Origin of the sequence: Agrobacterium sp. CMT1 (assembly GCF_037203725.1) — a bacterium.
Lineage (GTDB): Bacteria > Pseudomonadota > Alphaproteobacteria > Rhizobiales > Rhizobiaceae > Agrobacterium > Agrobacterium pusense.
In genome coordinates this window covers 268,213-285,635 of the sequence record NZ_JBBCAR010000001.1, presented here as the reverse complement: position 1 = coordinate 285,635, position 17,423 = coordinate 268,213, and the positions used below count along the sequence as shown (strand labels likewise).

20 protein-coding genes are annotated in these 17,423 nt (G+C 59.7%); 15 read left to right on the top strand and 5 right to left on the bottom strand.

Translation table 11 applies throughout. The features are described from left to right. Positions 1–3: 3 nt before the first annotated feature. The 3 genes from WA845_RS01570 to WA845_RS01560 all read right to left on the bottom strand — a co-directional run bounded on the left by WA845_RS01570 (position 4) and on the right by WA845_RS01560 (position 2,815). Entirely contained in the window at positions 4–441 is a 438-nt protein-coding gene (locus WA845_RS01570; RefSeq protein ID WP_037090785.1) for a bleomycin resistance protein, read from the bottom strand. A 353-nt stretch (positions 442–794) separates the two neighbouring features. Further along, complete coding sequence (gene tldD / locus WA845_RS01565; RefSeq protein WP_004440360.1) at positions 795–2,210, bottom strand: metalloprotease TldD; 1,416 nt, start codon at positions 2,208–2,210, stop codon at positions 795–797. 80 nt (positions 2,211–2,290) lie between these two features. Further along, on the bottom strand, positions 2,291–2,815 hold the full coding sequence (locus WA845_RS01560) for an invasion associated locus B family protein (protein ID WP_022555736.1): 525 nt from the start codon (positions 2,813–2,815) through the stop codon (positions 2,291–2,293). 431 nt (positions 2,816–3,246) lie between these two features. Here WA845_RS01560 and coxB point away from each other — a divergent pair, with 431 nt between their 5' ends. The 12 genes from coxB to WA845_RS01500 all read left to right on the top strand — a co-directional run bounded on the left by coxB (position 3,247) and on the right by WA845_RS01500 (position 13,348). Then, complete coding sequence (gene coxB, locus WA845_RS01555) at positions 3,247–4,110, top strand: cytochrome c oxidase subunit II (RefSeq protein WP_034496285.1); 864 nt, start codon at positions 3,247–3,249, stop codon at positions 4,108–4,110. Positions 4,111–4,126: 16 nt separating this feature from the next. Next, a complete protein-coding gene (ctaD, locus tag WA845_RS01550) occupies positions 4,127–5,842 on the top strand; it encodes a cytochrome c oxidase subunit I (RefSeq protein WP_112553382.1) in 1,716 nt (571 codons plus the stop codon). A gap of 388 nt (positions 5,843–6,230) precedes the next feature. Further along, a complete protein-coding gene (locus tag WA845_RS01545; RefSeq protein WP_077986711.1) occupies positions 6,231–7,184 on the top strand; it encodes a heme o synthase in 954 nt (317 codons plus the stop codon). Next, complete coding sequence (locus WA845_RS01540) at positions 7,184–7,315, top strand: hypothetical protein (protein ID WP_003521105.1); 132 nt, start codon at positions 7,184–7,186, stop codon at positions 7,313–7,315. The genes WA845_RS01545 and WA845_RS01540 overlap by 1 nt, the downstream gene beginning before the upstream one ends. Positions 7,316–7,344: 29 nt before the next feature. Continuing rightward, a complete protein-coding gene (locus WA845_RS01535; RefSeq protein ID WP_004440369.1) occupies positions 7,345–7,962 on the top strand; it encodes a cytochrome c oxidase assembly protein in 618 nt (205 codons plus the stop codon). Between the two features lie 59 nt (positions 7,963–8,021). Then, the gene (locus tag WA845_RS01530) at positions 8,022–8,897 is read left to right on the top strand and encodes a cytochrome c oxidase subunit 3 (RefSeq protein ID WP_004440371.1); all 876 of its coding nucleotides are present in this window, start codon (positions 8,022–8,024) and stop codon (positions 8,895–8,897) included. 279 nt (positions 8,898–9,176) lie between these two features. Continuing rightward, positions 9,177–9,563, top strand: a complete 387-nt coding sequence (locus WA845_RS01525; RefSeq protein ID WP_004440372.1) for a DUF983 domain-containing protein — start codon at positions 9,177–9,179, stop codon at positions 9,561–9,563. After that, on the top strand, positions 9,532–10,308 hold the full coding sequence (locus WA845_RS01520; protein ID WP_376751458.1) for an SURF1 family protein: 777 nt from the start codon (positions 9,532–9,534) through the stop codon (positions 10,306–10,308). Before WA845_RS01525 ends, WA845_RS01520 begins: the two co-directional genes overlap by 32 nt. 62 nt (positions 10,309–10,370) lie before the next feature. Continuing rightward, positions 10,371–11,417, top strand: coding sequence for a 4-hydroxy-3-methylbut-2-enyl diphosphate reductase (gene ispH / locus WA845_RS01515; protein WP_004440375.1), 1,047 nt, complete (start codon positions 10,371–10,373; stop codon positions 11,415–11,417). An 81-nt stretch (positions 11,418–11,498) separates the two neighbouring features. Further along, positions 11,499–12,467, top strand: a complete 969-nt coding sequence (locus WA845_RS01510; RefSeq protein WP_004440378.1) for a homoserine kinase — start codon at positions 11,499–11,501, stop codon at positions 12,465–12,467. Then, complete coding sequence (gene rnhA / locus WA845_RS01505; protein WP_004440380.1) at positions 12,464–12,904, top strand: ribonuclease HI; 441 nt, start codon at positions 12,464–12,466, stop codon at positions 12,902–12,904. Before WA845_RS01510 ends, rnhA begins: the two co-directional genes overlap by 4 nt. 135 nt (positions 12,905–13,039) lie before the next feature. Continuing rightward, the gene (locus tag WA845_RS01500; protein WP_022555741.1) at positions 13,040–13,348 is read left to right on the top strand and encodes a Dabb family protein; all 309 of its coding nucleotides are present in this window, start codon (positions 13,040–13,042) and stop codon (positions 13,346–13,348) included. Positions 13,349–13,488: 140 nt separating this feature from the next. On the opposite strand, the gene WA845_RS01495 is transcribed toward WA845_RS01500, so the two are convergent. Together WA845_RS01495 and WA845_RS01490 are read right to left on the bottom strand one after the other, a co-directional pair. After that, positions 13,489–13,974, bottom strand: coding sequence for a peroxiredoxin (locus WA845_RS01495; RefSeq protein ID WP_006699978.1), 486 nt, complete (start codon positions 13,972–13,974; stop codon positions 13,489–13,491). Positions 13,975–14,173: 199 nt separating this feature from the next. After that, positions 14,174–15,022, bottom strand: a complete 849-nt coding sequence (locus tag WA845_RS01490) for a protein-disulfide reductase DsbD domain-containing protein (protein ID WP_004440386.1) — start codon at positions 15,020–15,022, stop codon at positions 14,174–14,176. A gap of 161 nt (positions 15,023–15,183) precedes the next feature. Between WA845_RS01490 and WA845_RS01485 the strand changes: the two genes are divergently transcribed. The 3 genes from WA845_RS01485 to WA845_RS01475 all read left to right on the top strand — a co-directional run bounded on the left by WA845_RS01485 (position 15,184) and on the right by WA845_RS01475 (position 17,358). Beyond that, complete coding sequence (locus WA845_RS01485; RefSeq protein WP_004440387.1) at positions 15,184–15,789, top strand: YqgE/AlgH family protein; 606 nt, start codon at positions 15,184–15,186, stop codon at positions 15,787–15,789. Positions 15,790–15,892: 103 nt separating this feature from the next. Next, positions 15,893–16,084, top strand: a complete 192-nt coding sequence (locus WA845_RS01480; protein WP_004440389.1) for a CsbD family protein — start codon at positions 15,893–15,895, stop codon at positions 16,082–16,084. A gap of 170 nt (positions 16,085–16,254) precedes the next feature. After that, a complete protein-coding gene (locus WA845_RS01475) occupies positions 16,255–17,358 on the top strand; it encodes a putative zinc-binding metallopeptidase (RefSeq protein ID WP_112553383.1) in 1,104 nt (367 codons plus the stop codon). The last annotated feature ends 65 nt before the right edge of the window (positions 17,359–17,423 follow it).

The window sequence follows — 17,423 nt, the reverse complement described above, 5'->3', positions numbered from 1 at the left end:
GGCTCAACCGAACCGGAAAGGGCGTTCGCCAAGGCTCTCGAACGGACGGATCAGGTAACCATCGGGATCGGCGACAATGAACTGCCGGTTGCCCACTTCGACCGTGCCGCGCCTGTACCATTTTTCTTCCAGCGGCATGACGAGGTCGATGGAGGATCGCTCCAGCCGGGAAAGAATGGGTTGCAGCGAGGGGACGGCAAGCTGCAGGTTCATGCCGCGGCCAAACGGAAATTCGAGCACGGCATTATCAGTCACGAATGTCCGCGTCGCGCCAATCTGGTCGATCATCAGCTGGGCTTCCCCCAGCGCCAGATAGGTAAAGCCCTCTTCGGGGCGCTCATAGACCACATGAAAACCGATCAGGTCGCAATAAAATGCGCGGCTTTTCTGCCAGTCGCTGACGGCAAGTTCAGGAACGAGGGCATTTCGTATGATGGTCATGGTCTCCTTTGCGCATCGGCCGGATCGGGATGTGGCCTTAGGGTAGGGGCTGATCTTAACGTCTTCCCGGCGGCATGCCAGAGGAAACCGCATCATGGCAGCCATGTGTGTGGTCAGGGGCTGACGAGGCGCCGACAGGCTCAGTGTGGCTGCAACTCTTTCTTCCGTCATTCCGGCCTTGAGCCGGAATCCAGCCAGCCCAAGTCCTTGGGCTGAAAAGAGTCTTCCCGCCGCGCCGACGCGCATCGGCTGGATTCCGGCTCAAGGCCGGAATGACGGGTGATGCACCGTTACATCACTTTATCCGCGCTACAGATACGCATTAACAGTCGTTACAGGCAGGGTCGGGAGATTTACGCCTTCGTGCCGCCCACGGTGATCTGGTCCATGCGCAGATGGGGCTGGCCGACGCCAACAGGCACCCATTGCCCGGCCTTGCCGCAATTGCCGATGCCGGTATCGAGTTTCGAATCATTGCCGATCATCGAGACGCGCTTCATCGCATCCGGCCCGTTGCCGATCAGCATGGCGCCCTTCACCGGCGCGCCGATCTTGCCGTTTTCGATGAGATAGGCCTCGGTGCAGCCGAACACGAATTTACCCGAGGTGATATCGACCTGGCCGCCGCCGAAGGAGACGGCATAGATGCCCTTCTTGACGGAGGCGATGATCTCTTCCGGCGTCTTGTCGCCCGACAGCATGTAGGTATTGGTCATGCGCGGCATCGGCACATAGGCATAACCCTGACGGCGACCGTTGCCGGTGGGCGTCGCACCCATCAGCCGGGCGTTCTGGCGGTCCTGCATGTAGCCCACCAGCCTGCCGTTCTCGATCAGCACGTTGTAACCGGAAGGGGTGCCTTCATCGTCCACGGTCAGCGAGCCGCGGCGGCTGTCGATAGTGCCGTCGTCCACCACGGTCACGCCGGGCGCGGCGACCATTTCGCCCATCAGGCCGGCGAATGCGGACGTCTTCTTGCGGTTGAAATCGCCTTCCAGACCGTGACCCACGGCCTCATGCAGCATCACACCCGGCCAGCCGGAGCCCAGCACCACATCCATCGTGCCGGCCGGGGCATCGATGGCGGTGAGGTTGACGAGCGCCTGACGCAGTGCCTCATCGGCGCCGCGCTGCCAGTTTTCTTCTGTGATGAAATCGCCGAAACCGACCCGGCCGCCAATGCCATAGGAGCCGCTTTCCTGCCGATCGCCTTCACCCGCCACGACGGAGATGTTGATGCGGGTCATCGGCCTGACGTCACTGACGCGGTGGCCATCGGCGCGCAGAATGTCAACCACCTGCCAGCTTGCGGAAATCGTCGCCGTTACCTGCCGGACATTGGTGTTCTTGTCACGCAGATAGGCATCGATATCGGTGAGAAGCTTCACCTTCTCTTCGAAGCTCGGGCTGCCGATGGGATTCTCGTCGCCATAGAGCTTCTTGTTGGTGCGCTGCGGTGCGGCGGCATAGGAGCCGGAGTAACCTCTCGTCACTGCGCTGACCGCATCCGATGCACGTTTCAGCGCGCTTTGCGAAAGCTCGCCCGCATGGGCGTAACCCACCGTCTCGCCGGCGACCGCCCGCAGGCCGAAACCCTGGTCTGTATTGAAGGAACCGCCCTTGAGCCGGCCATTATCGAAAGTCAGCGACTCGGCCTGCGCATGTTCGATGAAAAGCTCGCCATCGTCAGCGCCGGCGAGCGCCTCGCCGACGAGCTTGCGCAATTGCGTTTCGTCGCAATCGAAGAGTTTTACAAGATCGTCGGTCATAGGAGGCTCCAGTCATTATCGTTCATGACCGATTTAGGCACTGGAGCGGGCGGACGCAAGGCTGTCCGGTACGGCAGGCTTCAAGGAAGCGCGTCGTAACCTTCGGCAAACCCCGTCAGTTCGATCGGAATGCCGACGCGGTCCTGATCGACGGATTCACGCAGTGCAAAAACAGCGTTCTTGCCGGCGCGCAGAACCTTCAGCAACTCGTCGTCAATATCAACTTCCACATAGCAGCCTTCGGAGAAGCAGCGGGTGAAATAGGCGCGGCCGATATTGTTATTGTCGATATAGAGTTCCATGCCGTCCTTCAGAAGCACGCCCAGCGGTGCGAGGATGCGGAGGATGCGCGACTTGCGGTCGGCCGTCTTCAGCACCACCACTGAAAGACCGACTTCCGGGCGGTCGTCGGCAATCACGTTCTGCATCAGGGCGCATTGTTCTTCCGAAGCGCCCGCCGGCTTGTCACAGATGACAGACCATGCGCCATGCGTCGACTTCGGCGTTCCGGGCTGCGGCTGTTGCGCCAGCGCCGCGGCGGCGGGGGCGATGATGGCAAGACCGGCGGCGGCAAGAAAAGTGCGCGCGAGCGGGGAAAGACGCATGGATACCTCTGGGATTCGAATCAGTGCGGCTATTTTGACGCCATAATCCGGAAAAAAAAGCCTCGGGCTTTCAATTCCAGCCGAGTTGGGCGGAAATAGGACCTGTTGGTCCTGATGGCAGCCGGATTTGTTCCCGGCATCGGTCGTCATCCCGCGATCAAACCGGCTGGAAGACGGGGCTTGCCGCATTTTTTCGTCTCGAAATCGTCTTCGGCAGACGAGCCGACGCACAGGCTGCAGGAAAGTCGCGCGCGGATTGATCAATGGCAAAATTGGGGCGCATCCGTGGCGTGACGCATATTGCGGCAGAGGGCAAACTGTGGTTTGAAGTTATTACCATTAGCATGGATTCTGCGCCTGTGATTGATCTGGATCAGGCGCGTGAGGGAGAGGGTACCGTGAGGAATAGGATTTACGCAGCACTGGCGGGGATGACCTGTCTGCTCACGGCTGTCGGCGCCCACGCCGATCAGCCGGTGCATTGGCAAATGGGCATGCAGGAGGCCGCCACGCCGATCATGCACGAAATACGCTGGTTCGAACAATATACGCTCTGGTTCATTGTTCCGGTTACGCTTTTCGTTCTTGCGCTGCTCATCGTCGTCGTTCTGAAATTCCGCGCTTCGGCCAATCCCGTGCCTTCGAAGACCAGCCACAACACGGCAATCGAAGTGGTCTGGACGCTGGCGCCGGTTCTCATTCTCCTGTTCCTTGCTTTCCCGTCGTTCAATCTTTTGAACGCGCAGCTCACACAGCCGGAAAACCCCGACGTGACGCTGAAGGCGACCGCCACGCAGTGGCTGTGGAGCTACGAATATACGGCTGCCGAGGGCGCCGAGCCGGTCTCCTTCGACAGCTACATGCTGAAGGATCAGGATCGCGCCGCCGCCGGCAAGGAGGACAAGGCCCGCTATCCGCGTCTTCTCGCAGTAGACAATGAAATGGTTGTCCCGGTCGGCAAGACCGTTCGCCTGCTCGTCACCGCCGCGCCGACGGATGTGATCCATTCCTTCGCCATGCCGGCTTTCGGCGTCAAGATCGACGCTGTTCCGGGCCGCCTGAACGAAACCTGGTTCAAGGCGGAAAAAGAAGGCCTTTATTACGGCCAGTGTTCCGAGCTTTGCGGCAAGGATCACGCCTTCATGCCCATCGCCATTCGGGTGGTTTCCGAACAGCAGTACAACACCTGGCTCGCCGCCGCCGGTTCTGACCTGAACGGCGCGAACCGGGCGCTGATGGCCTCTGTCGATGGCGCTCCGCGCACCGTCGACGTTGCCGCCAACGAAACCAACTGATTCTGGAGTGAGGACAATGGCTGGACCTTCCGCATACGACGATCATCACTCGCATGGTCATTCCGCACATGATGGGCACGCGCATGACGACCATTCGCACGATGCACATCATTCCCATACGCCGGGCTTCTTCGCCCGCTGGTTCCTGTCCACCAACCATAAGGACATCGGCACGCTCTACCTGATCTTTGCGATCATGGCCGGCATCGTCGGCGGCGGGCTTTCCGTCGTCATGCGCATGGAACTGCAGGAGCCGGGCATCCAGATTTTCCACGGTCTGGCCTCCATGGTCTACGGCTTTGAGGGCGACGCTGCCATCGACGGCGGCAAGCACATGTTCAACGTGTTCACCACCGCACACGCCCTGATCATGATCTTCTTCATGGTCATGCCGGCGCTGATCGGCGGTTTCGCCAACTGGATGATCCCGATCATGATCGGTGCGCCGGACATGGCTTTCCCGCGCCTGAACAACATCTCCTTCTGGCTGATCGTTCCGGCCTTCATCCTGCTCATTCTGTCGCTCTTCGTCGAAGGGCCGGCGGGTGCTTATGGTGTCGGCGGCGGGTGGACCATGTATCCGCCTCTGTCGACAAACGGCATGCCCGGACCGGCCGTGGATCTGGCGATCTTTGCGCTGCACGTTTCGGGCGCGTCGTCCATCCTCGGTGCGATCAACTTCATCACCACCATCCTCAACATGCGCGCCCCGGGCATGACGCTGCACAAGATGCCACTCTTCGCCTGGTCGGTGCTCGTCACTGCGTTCCTGCTGCTGCTTTCGCTGCCGGTTCTGGCTGGTGGCATCACCATGCTTCTGACGGACCGCAATTTCGGCACGGCATTTTTCTCGCCGGAAGGCGGCGGTGACCCGATCCTCTATCAGCACCTGTTCTGGTTCTTCGGCCATCCGGAAGTGTACATCCTGATCCTGCCCGGCTTCGGCATCATCAGCCACATCGTGTCCACCTTCTCGAAGAAGCCCGTCTTCGGTTATCTCGGCATGGCTTACGCCATGGTCGCGATCGGCGCGGTCGGCTTCATCGTCTGGGCGCACCACATGTATACGGTTGGCCTGTCGCTGGAAGCACAACGCTACTTCGTCTTCGCAACCATGGTCATCGCGGTGCCGACGGGCATCAAGATTTTCTCGTGGATCGCGACGATGTGGGGCGGCTCGCTGACCTTCTCGACACCAATGGTCTGGGCAATCGGCTTCATCTTCCTGTTCACGGTCGGTGGCGTCACGGGCGTCCAGCTCGCCAATGCCGGTCTCGACCGCTCGCTGCACGATACCTATTACGTGGTGGCCCATTTCCACTACGTTCTGTCGCTCGGCGCCGTCTTTGCGATCTTCGCCGGCTGGTATTACTGGTTCCCGAAGATTTCCGGCTACATGTACAGCGAGTTCATCGGAAAACTGCATTTCTGGGTCATGTTCGTCGGTGTGAACCTGATCTTCTTCCCGCAGCACTTCCTCGGTCTTGCCGGCATGCCGCGCCGTTACATCGATTATCCAGATGCCTATGCCGGCTGGAACCTGGTGTCGTCCTACGGGTCCTATATCTCGGCCGTCGGCGTGCTGATCTTCCTTTTCGGTGTCTGGGAAGCTTTCGCCAAGAAGCGGATCGCCGGCAACAATCCCTGGGGTGAAGGCGCGACGACGCTCGAATGGCAGCTGTCTTCCCCGCCGCCGTACCACCAGTGGGAACAGCTTCCGCGCATTCGCTGATGCACGGATCGGGACGCGCGGTAAGGCTCGCGGGTCCCGAGCGCTGAGAAAGAGGGCGGCACGGTCAGGCCCGTGCCGTTTTCCTGAACGGGCTGCCTTTACTGCCGCGTGACATTTTGTCCAAGCGATGCTTGCCTTCCAGCGTGATACATGCGCCGGGATATGATAAATGCCAGTTTTGGCCTTTATGAATGGCAAGCGCAGACGAATGGCGGCAAGACACGGCGTAAGGCCGGGCAGATGGCATCGGTTGAGCCGGCTGCCGGTCAGGCCGTGACGTTCGGGACCCATGGATCGACGCATCGCGCATTCCGGAACTCTCACTCGTGTTTCCGGCCGATGCAGGGAATGTCGCGACAGGCGGCGTTCGAAGGAAGCAGGACAGGAAATGACCGTTATCGACAATCGCGAAATGCTGGGCGCGGAAAGCTCCGAACTCTCGGAAGCCGGCGCGCGCGATTATTTCGAATTGCTGAAACCGCGCGTCATGTCGCTCGTGGTCTTCACGGCCTTTGCGGGCCTCGTGCTGGCGCCGGGTGAAATCAACCCGATACTCGGCATCATCGCTATTCTCTGCATCGCCGTCGGCGCGGGCGCGTCCGGTGCGCTCAACATGTGGTACGATGCCGATATCGATGCCGTCATGAGCCGCACCGCCAGGCGACCGATCCCGTCCGGCCGTATCACCCCGCGCGAGGCGCTGGCCTTTGGCCTGACGCTGTCGGCCTTCTCGGTAGTCATTCTCGGCCTTGCGATCAACTGGTTCTCGGCCGGTCTTCTGGCCTTCACCATCTTCTTTTATGCTGTCATCTATACGATGTGGCTGAAACGCTCGACGCCGCAGAACATCGTGATCGGCGGCGCGGCAGGCGCTTTCCCGCCCATGCTTGGCTGGGCCTGCGTCACCGGCGGCGTTTCGCTGGACAGCATCATCCTGTTCCTCATCATCTTCCTGTGGACGCCTGCGCATTTCTGGGCGCTGGCCCTGTTCAAGATGCGTGATTATGGCGCCGTTGGCATTCCGATGATGCCGAATGTTGCTGGCGAGCGCTCCACCAAGAACCAGATGATCTGTTATGCGGTGTTGACCACAGCCGCAGCCGTCGCGCCTTATTTCACTGGTCTGGCAAGCGCCGGTTACGGTATTTTCGCGGCAGTGCTGAGCGCCATCTTCGTATACTGTTCGCTCGATGTCCGGCGCATGCCGGAGGGTGACGAAAAGATGTTGCCGGCCAAGAAAATGTTCGCTTATTCGGTGCTTTACCTTTTTGCGATTTTCTCCGGCCTTCTGGCCGATCATTTCGCGCCGGCCCTGAAGGCCGTCATGTCGGGAGTCCTGTGATGGAAACGGTGGAACTGAGCGCGGCGCAGAAAAAATCGAGACGCGGGCGCAATATTGCGCTCGGCGTCCTGCTCGCCGGTCTGGTGGTGCTATTCTACATCATCACCATCATCAAGATCGGTTCGCACTGACGGGCTGATCGAGGGGGAAGGAGGAGGATATGGCGAATATGGAAGCGCAGACAACGGGGACCGAGCGGCAGCGGGTGAGCAATCGCTCCATCCTCGTTCTCTGTCTGGTGTTTTTCTGCGCCATGATCGGCATGGCCTACGCCGCCGTGCCGCTTTATACGTTGTTCTGCCGTGTCACCGGTTACAACGGCACGACCCAGCGCGTCGAGCAATATTCCGATGTGATCCTCGACAAGACCATCAATGTCACCTTTGACGCCAATACGTCGAACGGCCTCAACTGGGATTTCCAGCCGGTCGACAGGAAGGTCACGCCGAAGATCGGCGAAACGGTGCAGGTGACCTTCAAGGCGACGAACCGTTCACCGGTGGCGACCACGGGCACGGCGGTCTTCAACGTCACGCCCATGGAAGCCGGCGCCTATTTCAACAAGGTGGAGTGCTTCTGCTTCACCGAAACGACGTTGCAGCCCGGCGAAACGCTGGAAATGCCGGTGGTGTTCTTCGTCGATCCTGACATCGCCACGGCGCGCGAGACCAAGAGCATTCATACTTTAACGCTGTCCTATACGTTTTATCCGGCCAAAACCGAAAAACCGGTTGCGTCCTTGCCGGTAAAAACCGAATCTGGCGAAAGCAAATTGTGAGAGGAGATCCGGCCTTTGCCGAGGCCGGATCAGGGAAGAGACACCAGGGGATTGTCGCAATGGCAGATACGCATCAGAAGAACCACGATTACCACATTATCGATCCAAGCCCCTGGCCGCTTCTGGCCTCGATCGGCGCTTTCATCCTGACTTTCGGTGGCGTTTGTTACATGCGTTACCTGTCGGGGGGCTCCTTCAAGCTGTTCGGCGCGGAACTCGCCAATCCCTGGCTGTTCTATATCGGTCTCGTCATCGTGCTCTACACCATGTATGCGTGGTGGGCGGATACGATCAAGGAAGGCCGCGAAGGCAATCACACCCGCGTCGTTTCGCTGCATCTGCGTTACGGCATGATCATGTTCATCGCCTCAGAGGTGATGTTCTTCGTCGCATGGTTCTGGGCATATTTCGATGCCAGCCTCTTCCCCCACGAAGCTATTCAGGCGTCGCGTCTCGAATATACCGGCGGACAATGGCCGCCCAAGGGCATCGAAGTCATCGATCCATGGCATCTGCCGCTCTACAACACCGTCATCCTGCTGCTGTCGGGCACCTGTGTCACCTGGGCGCATCATGCTCTGCTGCACAATGACCGCAAGGGCCTGATATCGGGTCTGGTGCTCACCGTTGCGCTTGGCGTGCTGTTCTCCACCGTGCAGGTTTACGAATACATGCACGCCCCGTTCGACTTCAAGAATTCGATCTACGGCGCGACCTTCTTCATGGCCACCGGTTTCCACGGTTTCCACGTCTTCGTGGGCACGGTGTTCCTGCTGGTCTGCCTGTTCCGCGCCATTGCCGGCGGGTTCACGCCCACCCAGCATTTCGGTTTCGAAGCCGCTGCCTGGTACTGGCACTTCGTTGACGTTGTCTGGCTGTTCCTGTTCTTCGCCATCTATATCTGGGGTGGCTGGGGCGCGCCAATTCACGGCTGATAGGGCCAAGGGCCAAAGCAAGGCATCCGGTGGAGCGAGCGGGTGCAATCGTTTCTTCTCCCCGCCGGGGAGAAGTCCGCGGCAGCGGGATGAGGGGGCTCCGGTAGAGATATCCGGAGAGCTAGCCCCCTCATCCGACCCTTCGGGCCACCTTCTCCCCGGCGGGGAGAAGAAGACGGGACGCGATCGAGCAAGAAACAAGTGCCCGGGTTTTGAGGCAGGTTTCCAAGAGATCGACGTCGCCCTCGGACTTTGGCCAACTTTGCGGGAGGTTTCACCATGTCAGAGCCATCAGGCAGCAAGTTCGCCCCGGTCGACCCGATCAAGGTGGGCTTGAAGGGCTGCTGCCCTCGCTGCGGCAACGGGCGCCTTTTCGATGGTTTTCTGACGGTAAAACCCGCCTGCAGCGCATGCGGACTGGATTACGGTTTTGCCGATGCGGGTGATGGCCCGGCGGTTTTCGTCATGCTGATCGTCGGTTTTCTGGTTGTCGGGCTGGCGCTCTGGTTCGATCAGCATTTTGCGCCGCCCGTCTGGGTGCATGTCATCTTGTGGTTGCCATTCACGGTGATTGTCTCCCTCGTGCTGCTGCGCAAGCTGAAGGGCATCATGATTGCGCTGCAATACCGCAACAATGCAAGCGAAGGCAGGCTTGACCGTGAATGACGTGTCCCACATGAAGGCGGCGGAAAGGCGGGTCTGGTTCGCTGCGCCGCTGGTTCTGCTGGCGCTTGCCATTCTTCTCGGGCTCGGCACCTGGCAGGTAAAGCGGCTTTACTGGAAAGAGGCACTTCTCGCCGATATAGAAGAACGGCGAAACGCTGCCCCCGCCACGGTTGCCGAAATAGAGGCGATTGCCAAAAGCGGCGGCGATATCGAGTATCGCAAGGTCAGTCTGTCCGGTACCTTCGATCACGCCCGCGAGCGGCATTTCTTCGCCACCCACCAGGGCAGAACCGGCTATTACATCTATACGCCGCTGACGCTTGCCGATGGCCGCGTCCTCTTCGTCAATCGCGGTTTTGTGCCCTTCGAGATGAAGGATCCGGCCAAGCGATCCGAGGGGCAGGTGACGGGCGAGGTGACGATTACGGGGCTGGCGCGTGCGCCGCTTGTCGCCAAGCCTTCCTCGCTGCTGCCGGACAACGATATCGCCAAGAACATATTCTACTGGAAGGATCTGGCGGCCATGGCCTCCAGTGCGGATATTCCGCCGGACCGGCTGGTCAAGCTTTTCGTGGATGCCGATGCCGCCCCCAATCCCGGCGGCTGGCCGCAGGGCGGGGTGACGCTGATAGATTTGCCCAATAATCACCTGCAATATGCGATAACGTGGTATGGTCTGGCTGCAGCCCTTGTCATCGTCGCCGGTTTTGCCTATTTCCGGAACCACAAGGCGCGCGATGAATAGTGCGCCTGCCGCCCGGCAGGGCTGGCCATCGGCAGGGCACGGAGCACGCCTAAGGAGCTGGAATGAACATCGCCGTTTCCAAACCCCCTTTGACGATAAGGCTGTGCGGACCGCGTGGCTTTTGCGCGGGCGTGGACCGGGCGATCCAGATCGTCGTGCTGGCGCTGAAGGCCTATGGCGCGCCCGTTTATGTTCGCCACGAAATCGTGCATAACCGCTATGTGGTGGAAGGGCTGGAGGCCAAGGGTGCGGTCTTCGTCGAGGAATTGCATGAAATTCCGGCTGAACATCGCGAGCAGCCGGTGGTTTTCTCGGCGCATGGCGTTCCTAAATCGGTGCCTGAGGATGCGCAGGCGCGCAACCTGTTTTATCTCGATGCCACTTGCCCGTTGGTCTCCAAGGTCCACAAGCAGGCCATGCGCCACCAGCGCCTCGGCCGCCATGTGGTGCTGATCGGCCATGCCGGTCATCCAGAGGTCATCGGCACCATGGGCCAGCTTCCCGAAGGCACCGTCTCGCTCATCGAAACGGTGGAGGATGCCGACCGTTATGAGCCGCTGGACCGCGAAAATCTCGGCTTTGTCACCCAGACGACCCTGTCGGTCGATGACACGGCAGGCGTGATCGCCAGGCTGCAGGAACGCTTCCCGGCCATTCAGGCGCCCGCCGCCGACAGCATCTGTTACGCGACCACCAACCGTCAGGATGCGGTGAAACAGGCAGCGCCCGGCTGCGACCTGTTCATCGTCGTCGGAGCCCCCAATTCCTCCAATTCCAAGCGGCTGGTGGAAGTGGCCCTGCGTGCGGGTGCGAAGCGCTCTGTCCTGGTGCAGCGCGCCTCCGAAATCGACTGGAATGAAATCGGCGACATCCGCACCGTCGGTCTCTCGGCCGGTGCATCCGCTCCTGAAGTCATCGTCGATGAAATCATCGAAGCCTTCAAGGCGCGTTTCGACACCACGCTCGATCTCGCCGTGACGGTTGAGGAAACGGAACATTTCCTCGTCAATCGCGAGTTGCGCAGCATCGAGCTGACGACGGATGATATGGCTTTCGTCAACGGCAATGCCAGCAACGCGCTGCCGCCTAAGGCTGCAGCCGGCGCCTGACATGGTTTGGCGGGAAGGGTGGTATTCGCCCCGCGCCGCTCTGCCGGATTTCCACTCCATCCTTCATCAAGAGATTTAAAATTGGCAGTTTATACTGATATCACCGAAGATGATCTGAGGAATTTCCTCACGCAGTACGACGTCGGCAGCCTCACTTCCTACAAGGGAATTGCCGAAGGCGTCGAAAACTCCAATTTCCTGCTGCATACCACCAAGGACCCGCTGATCCTGACGCTTTATGAAAAGCGTGTGGAAAAATCCGATCTGCCTTTCTTCCTCGGCCTCATGCAGCATCTGGCCGCCAAGGGCCTGTCCTGCCCCTTGCCGCTGCCGCGCAAGGATGGCGAGTTGCTGGGAGAGCTGTCGGGCCGCCCCGCCGCGCTTATCTCCTTCCTTGAGGGAATGTGGCTGAGAAAGCCGGAGGCGAAACATTGCCGCGAAGTCGGCAAGGCGTTGGCCGCCATGCATTTGGCGGGCGAAGGCTTCGAGATCAAGCGGCCGAACGCGCTCTCCGTCGAGGGCTGGAAGGTGCTGTGGGAGAAATCCGAAGACCGTGCGGACGAGGTGGAGAAGGGACTGAAGGACGAGATTCGCCCCGAGATCGATTATCTCGCGGCGCATTGGCCGAAGGACCTGCCGGCCGGTGTCATCCATGCGGATTTGTTTCAGGACAATGTGTTCTTCCTCGGCGACGAACTCTCCGGTCTGATCGACTTTTACTTCGCCTGCAACGACCTGCTCGCTTATGATGTGTCGATCTGCCTCAATGCCTGGTGCTTTGAAAAGGATGGCGCTTACAACGTCACCAAGGGCAAGGCGTTGCTGGAAGGTTACCAGTCCGTGCGGCCGCTCAGTGAAGCGGAGCTGGAAGCGCTGCCGCTTCTGGCGCGCGGTTCGGCTCTGCGCTTCTTCCTGACGCGGCTTTACGACTGGCTGACAACGCCGGAGGGCGCGCTGGTGGTGAAAAAAGACCCGCTGGAATATCTGCGCAAGCTGCGGTTCCACCGTTCCATCGCCACTGTCGCCGAATACGGGCTGGCCGGCGAATGAAGCATGTCGATATTTTCACCGATGGCGCCTGCTCCGGCAATCCGGGTCCGGGAGGCTGGGGTGCGGTGCTGCGTTACGGCGAGGTGGAGAAGGAACTCTGCGGCGGCGAGGCAGAGACCACCAACAACCGCATGGAACTGATGGCGGCGATTTCCGCGCTCAATGCGCTCAAGGCCCCCTGCGAAGTCGATCTTTACACCGACAGCGCCTATGTGAAGGACGGCATCACCAAGTGGATTTTCGGCTGGAAAAAGAAGGGCTGGAAGACAGCCGATAACAAGCCGGTCAAGAATGTGGAGCTGTGGCAGGCACTGGAAGTGGCGCGCGAGCGCCACAAGGTTACCTTGCACTGGGTGAAGGGCCATGCCGGCCATCCGGAAAACGAGCGCGCCGATGAATTGGCGCGAAAAGGCATGGAGCCTTTCAAACGGCGGTAATGCAAGATTGCTCTATTTTGCGCCGGACAAAATCCGAGCCGGCACGCCCCCATCCGGGGTTGTGAAAACCGAAACCCGACCTATCTTGTCGTCAAGGGGTGCTCCGGTGGTGCCCAACGGAGGAGAAAAATCCGGATGATCCTGCATTGTGTCTTTCTACGCTTCAAAGCCGCGACGGCCGCTTCTGAAAAACATGCAATTTTCGAGGCGATCGCCGCCCTGAAAGACGTGATACCCGGCATCGTCGATGTGAAATACGGACAGAACGTTTCACCCGAAGGGCTGAATGGCGGTTTTGTCGATGGCTTCATCGTGACGCTTGAAAGCCCGGAAGCCCGGGACGAATATCTTGCCCACCCCAGGCATATGGAGGTGGGGGAGCGCCTCGTGTCACTCACCGATGGCGGTCTTGCCGGGCTTCTGGTGTTTGATATGAATGTTTGAGAAGGCGGCTCCTCGCCGCTCTCTTCCCTCATGCTCGGGCCCGCTCCAAACATCTGCAGCATTTCGTTTTTGGTGAAATGATTGGATCCCCGGGACAAGCCCGAGGATTTATGGCCCGGCCTGTGGCCAAACAATCGGCCTTAAAGCTGCTCGATCATCGCCGCAGCGGCAGAGACCGTCGCCTGACCGGGGTTCTCTTCCACGTTGAGTGACTTCACGACGCCGTCTTCCACCAGCATCGAATAACGCTTGGAACGCACGCCGAGGCCGCCGGCGGAGAGGTCGGCATCAAGGCCGAGCGCCTTGGTGAAGGACGCATCCCAGTCGGCGAGGAAATGGATTTTGCCCTGACCGCCCGAAGATTGCGCCCATGCGCCCATTACATGCCAGTCGTTGACGGCAACGACTGCGATATCGTCAACGCCTTTGGCCAGAATAGTGTCGCGGTTTTCAAGATAACCCGGCAGGTGGTTCAGCGAGCAGGTGGGGGTGAAAGCGCCGGGAACGGCAAAGAGAACAACCTTCTTCCCGCCGAAAAGCGCGTCCGTGGTGGTTTCCACCGGGCCATCGGCCGTCTTTTCCTTGAAGGTTGCGGAAGGCAGTTTATCGCCGATCTTGATGGTCATGTCCGTGCTCCTATGGCCGTTCGGTTCGCGCGACTATAGAGTTTGCCAGGGAAAAGTGGAACCCGGTTTTCCCTGGAAGACAAACGAAAACAAGCTGTCCGGATACTGGCAGGTTCGCAACGAATCCAACGGTATCAGGAGCACGGAAATGAAATCCGCCATGCGGTTTTCACGGTGGATTCCACCGCGGAGCCACCGTTCAGGGCTTCGGGAAATTCAGCATCGTCTCCATGGCCCGGTCGCCCGATTTGACCAGAATGGGCCAGCTGTTGCCCTGCACCTGATAGGTTTTCGGCAGGCCCTTGATGTTCATGTAGAAGGAGAGCTTGCGCTTGTCGCGCACGAGGTTCTGCGGCTCGTAATAGGCAAAACCCGAGGGGCCGGCGATGAAGATTTCGGTCTCCTTCGGCGCGTTTTCCGGAAGCTGCAGCTGCACGCCGAGCATGGTCTTGTCGGGCGTGATGTGGAAATCGATCACCTTGAAATCGTCGGATGCCGCTTCGGGCAGTGTTTCGCGCGCCTCTTCGAGAAGGCGGCGCTCCTCGCTGTCATCATCACCAGCCGTGCCCCGGTCGATGGAGAACTTCGCCTCGAAAGGGATACAGATATTCTGGCAGACGCCGATGAATGCGGTGAGGTCGATCTTCCCGCCTGCTGCCGGATCGGTAACCTTCAGCTGAAAGGGAAGGCTGACGGCGTGGTCATAACCGATATCGGTTATATCGCCGTTTTCGATCAACTTCGGAACCGGATAGGCCATGGCGGTCAGCATCGCACCGCTGGTCGGATCAGGCGTGATCTGCGGCGGTATGCCTGCTTCTCCGGGTTCGCGCCAATAGGTTATCCAGCCGTCCTTCGGCTCGATCTGCAATACGCCGCGCACCACGCCGTTTGCATCCACGGCAAGGCTCGCGACGCGCATCTGGCCGCCCTCGCTCCTGGCCCAGTCGGTAATGTCGGCCCGGGCGGCTTGCATGCCGCCAAGGAGGGCGGCAAAAGCAGCCGCGAGGTGAAGATGTGAAAATCGAAAGAATAACCTGACGCTCATGCTTCCCGTCTAACCCAACATCGACCGGCGGACCAGTTACGAATTCGTGGGGTTCATCATTTTCGGTTGATTGATCGGGCGGTATGCCGCATCCTGTCCTTTGTCGAAGTGCGAACGCCGTTTTCCGTTAAACGACGGAATTCGGCCTGCTGGAGGCGCCTGTGAGCTTTTCAACCCTGATGGACAAGCGCGAACGTGGCTTTCTCGACGGCCAGTTCCTCATTGCGATGCCGGGGCTGGACGACGGCAATTTTGCCCGTGCGGTGATCTATATCTGCGCCCACTCGGACGCCGGGGCCATGGGTTTCATCATCAACCGGCCGCAGCAGATTACCTTCACGGACATACTGCTCCACCTGAAACTGGTGGACAGCAACGACGCCATCATGCTGCCCAACCGCACCCGTGAGTTCCCGATCCAGTGCGGCGGCCCGGTGGAATCCGGCCGAGGTTTCGTTCTGCATTCGGATGACTATTTAAGCGAATCCAGCATTCCCGTCAGCGATGACATTTCGCTGACCGCAACGCTGGATATCGTCCGCGCCATTTCCAACGGCCGCGGCCCGCAAAGGGCCACCATGATGCTCGGTTATGCCGGCTGGGGGCCAGGACAACTGGAAAACGAGATCGCCAATAATGGCTGGCTGAACTGCCCGGCTGCGGAGGAGCTGATTTTCGACCGCGGGTTGGACAATAAATACGAGCGGGCGCTCGCCCTGATGGGCGTTGATGCACGCATGCTCTCCACAGATGCGGGGCATGCCTGAGCCTCATCTTCCCGCTCGTGTTGGCTGGAACCATTCTTCTCCCTTTGGCGTTACTTACCCGGAAAGCCGCACAGACAGTACGGTTCAACTAGGGAGCAGTAATATGGGTAGCACATCTGACAAGGTCGCCGGTAAAGCCAATGAAGTTGCTGGTAAGGTGAAGAAGAACGTCGGTGAAGCGACCGGCAATAATGAATTGCGCGCCAAGGGTGCCGCCCAGGAAACCAAGGGCAAGGTACAGTCCTCCGTCGGCAAGGCGAAGGATGCCGTAAAGGGCGCCGTCGACCGCATGTAATATCGCCGTATTGATTGCGCCTCTCTGATGATGGGGCGCGCGGAGCGCATGTGTTCAAGAGCACATGCGCTCTTGTCGTCTGAGCGCCGGAACGCTCTTCCTGTTGCGCCGTTCATGCCGTCGTCCCAGATTTGCCTCCGACCAACTGATCCATCGCAAGGGTTTCATCGATGAAGCTTTTTTCCTGCGCATCCTGCGGCCAGCCGGTGCATTTCGACAATCGTTTTTGCGTTTCCTGCGGTCATCGTCTTGCCTTCGTGCCGGAGCGCCTGTCCATGGAGGCGCTGGCCCCGGCCGGTGAGCCGAACTGGCAGATCGTCGCGGAACCGCAAAAACAGGTGCGGTTTTGCGCCAATGAAGTGAACGATATCTGCAACTGGTCGGTGCCCGCGGGAAGCGAAAGCGCATTTTGCCCTGCCTGCAGCCACAATCGCCTTGTGCCCGACATTGCGACGCAACAGGGAATTGAGCAATGGCGTCGTATCAGCCAGGCGCAGCGTCATCTGTTTTATTCTATCCTGCGGCTCGGCCTCCCGCATCCCAACCGTGATGCCGATCCCGCTGGCGGCCTTGTCTTCGACTTTCTGGTGGATGAGGTGGCGCCAGATGGTTCCGTCATTCCGGCCATGACCGGTCATGACGAGGGGCTGATCGCCATTCGTGCGGCCGAGGCCGACGATGCTACGCGCGAACAGGTGCGCGCCAATATGAACGAGCCGTACCGCACAATGCTCGGCCATTTCCGCCACGAAGTCGGTCACTTCATCTGGAACAAGCTCGTACGCGATGCAAACCGACTGGAGGCCTGCCGCGCCGTCTTTGGCGATGACAGAGAAGATTATGGCGCTGCCCTGCAACGCAGTTACGAGGAGGGTCCACGTCCCGACTGGCAGGACAGCTTCATCAGTTCGTATGCCTCCGTCCACCCTTGGGAGGATTTTGCCGAATGTTTCGCGCATTATCTGCATATCGTCGATACGCTTGAGACCGCGCGCGCCTTCGGCGTGGCAATCGACCCCGACGGGCATGAAGAAATGGCGGCGGAGGTGACTTTCGATCCTTACAATGCCCGCAGCGCTGCACAGCTGGTCAAGGCCTGGATTCCGCTCAGCGTTGCGATCAACTCGATCCAGCGCAGCATGGGGGAAGCGGACCTCTATCCCTTCGTCCTGACGCCGCCGGTGGTTGCGAAGATGGAGTTCATTCACGACCTGCTGCATGGGAGGGTGGCGGCGGATGCGTCAACACCGGTGCAGGCTGCCGTGGTTCAGTGAATATCGACAAGCGAGGAGTAAAAGCCGGCAAACGCGGTGTTTCCTCCTCCGGTCGTGCCGGACTT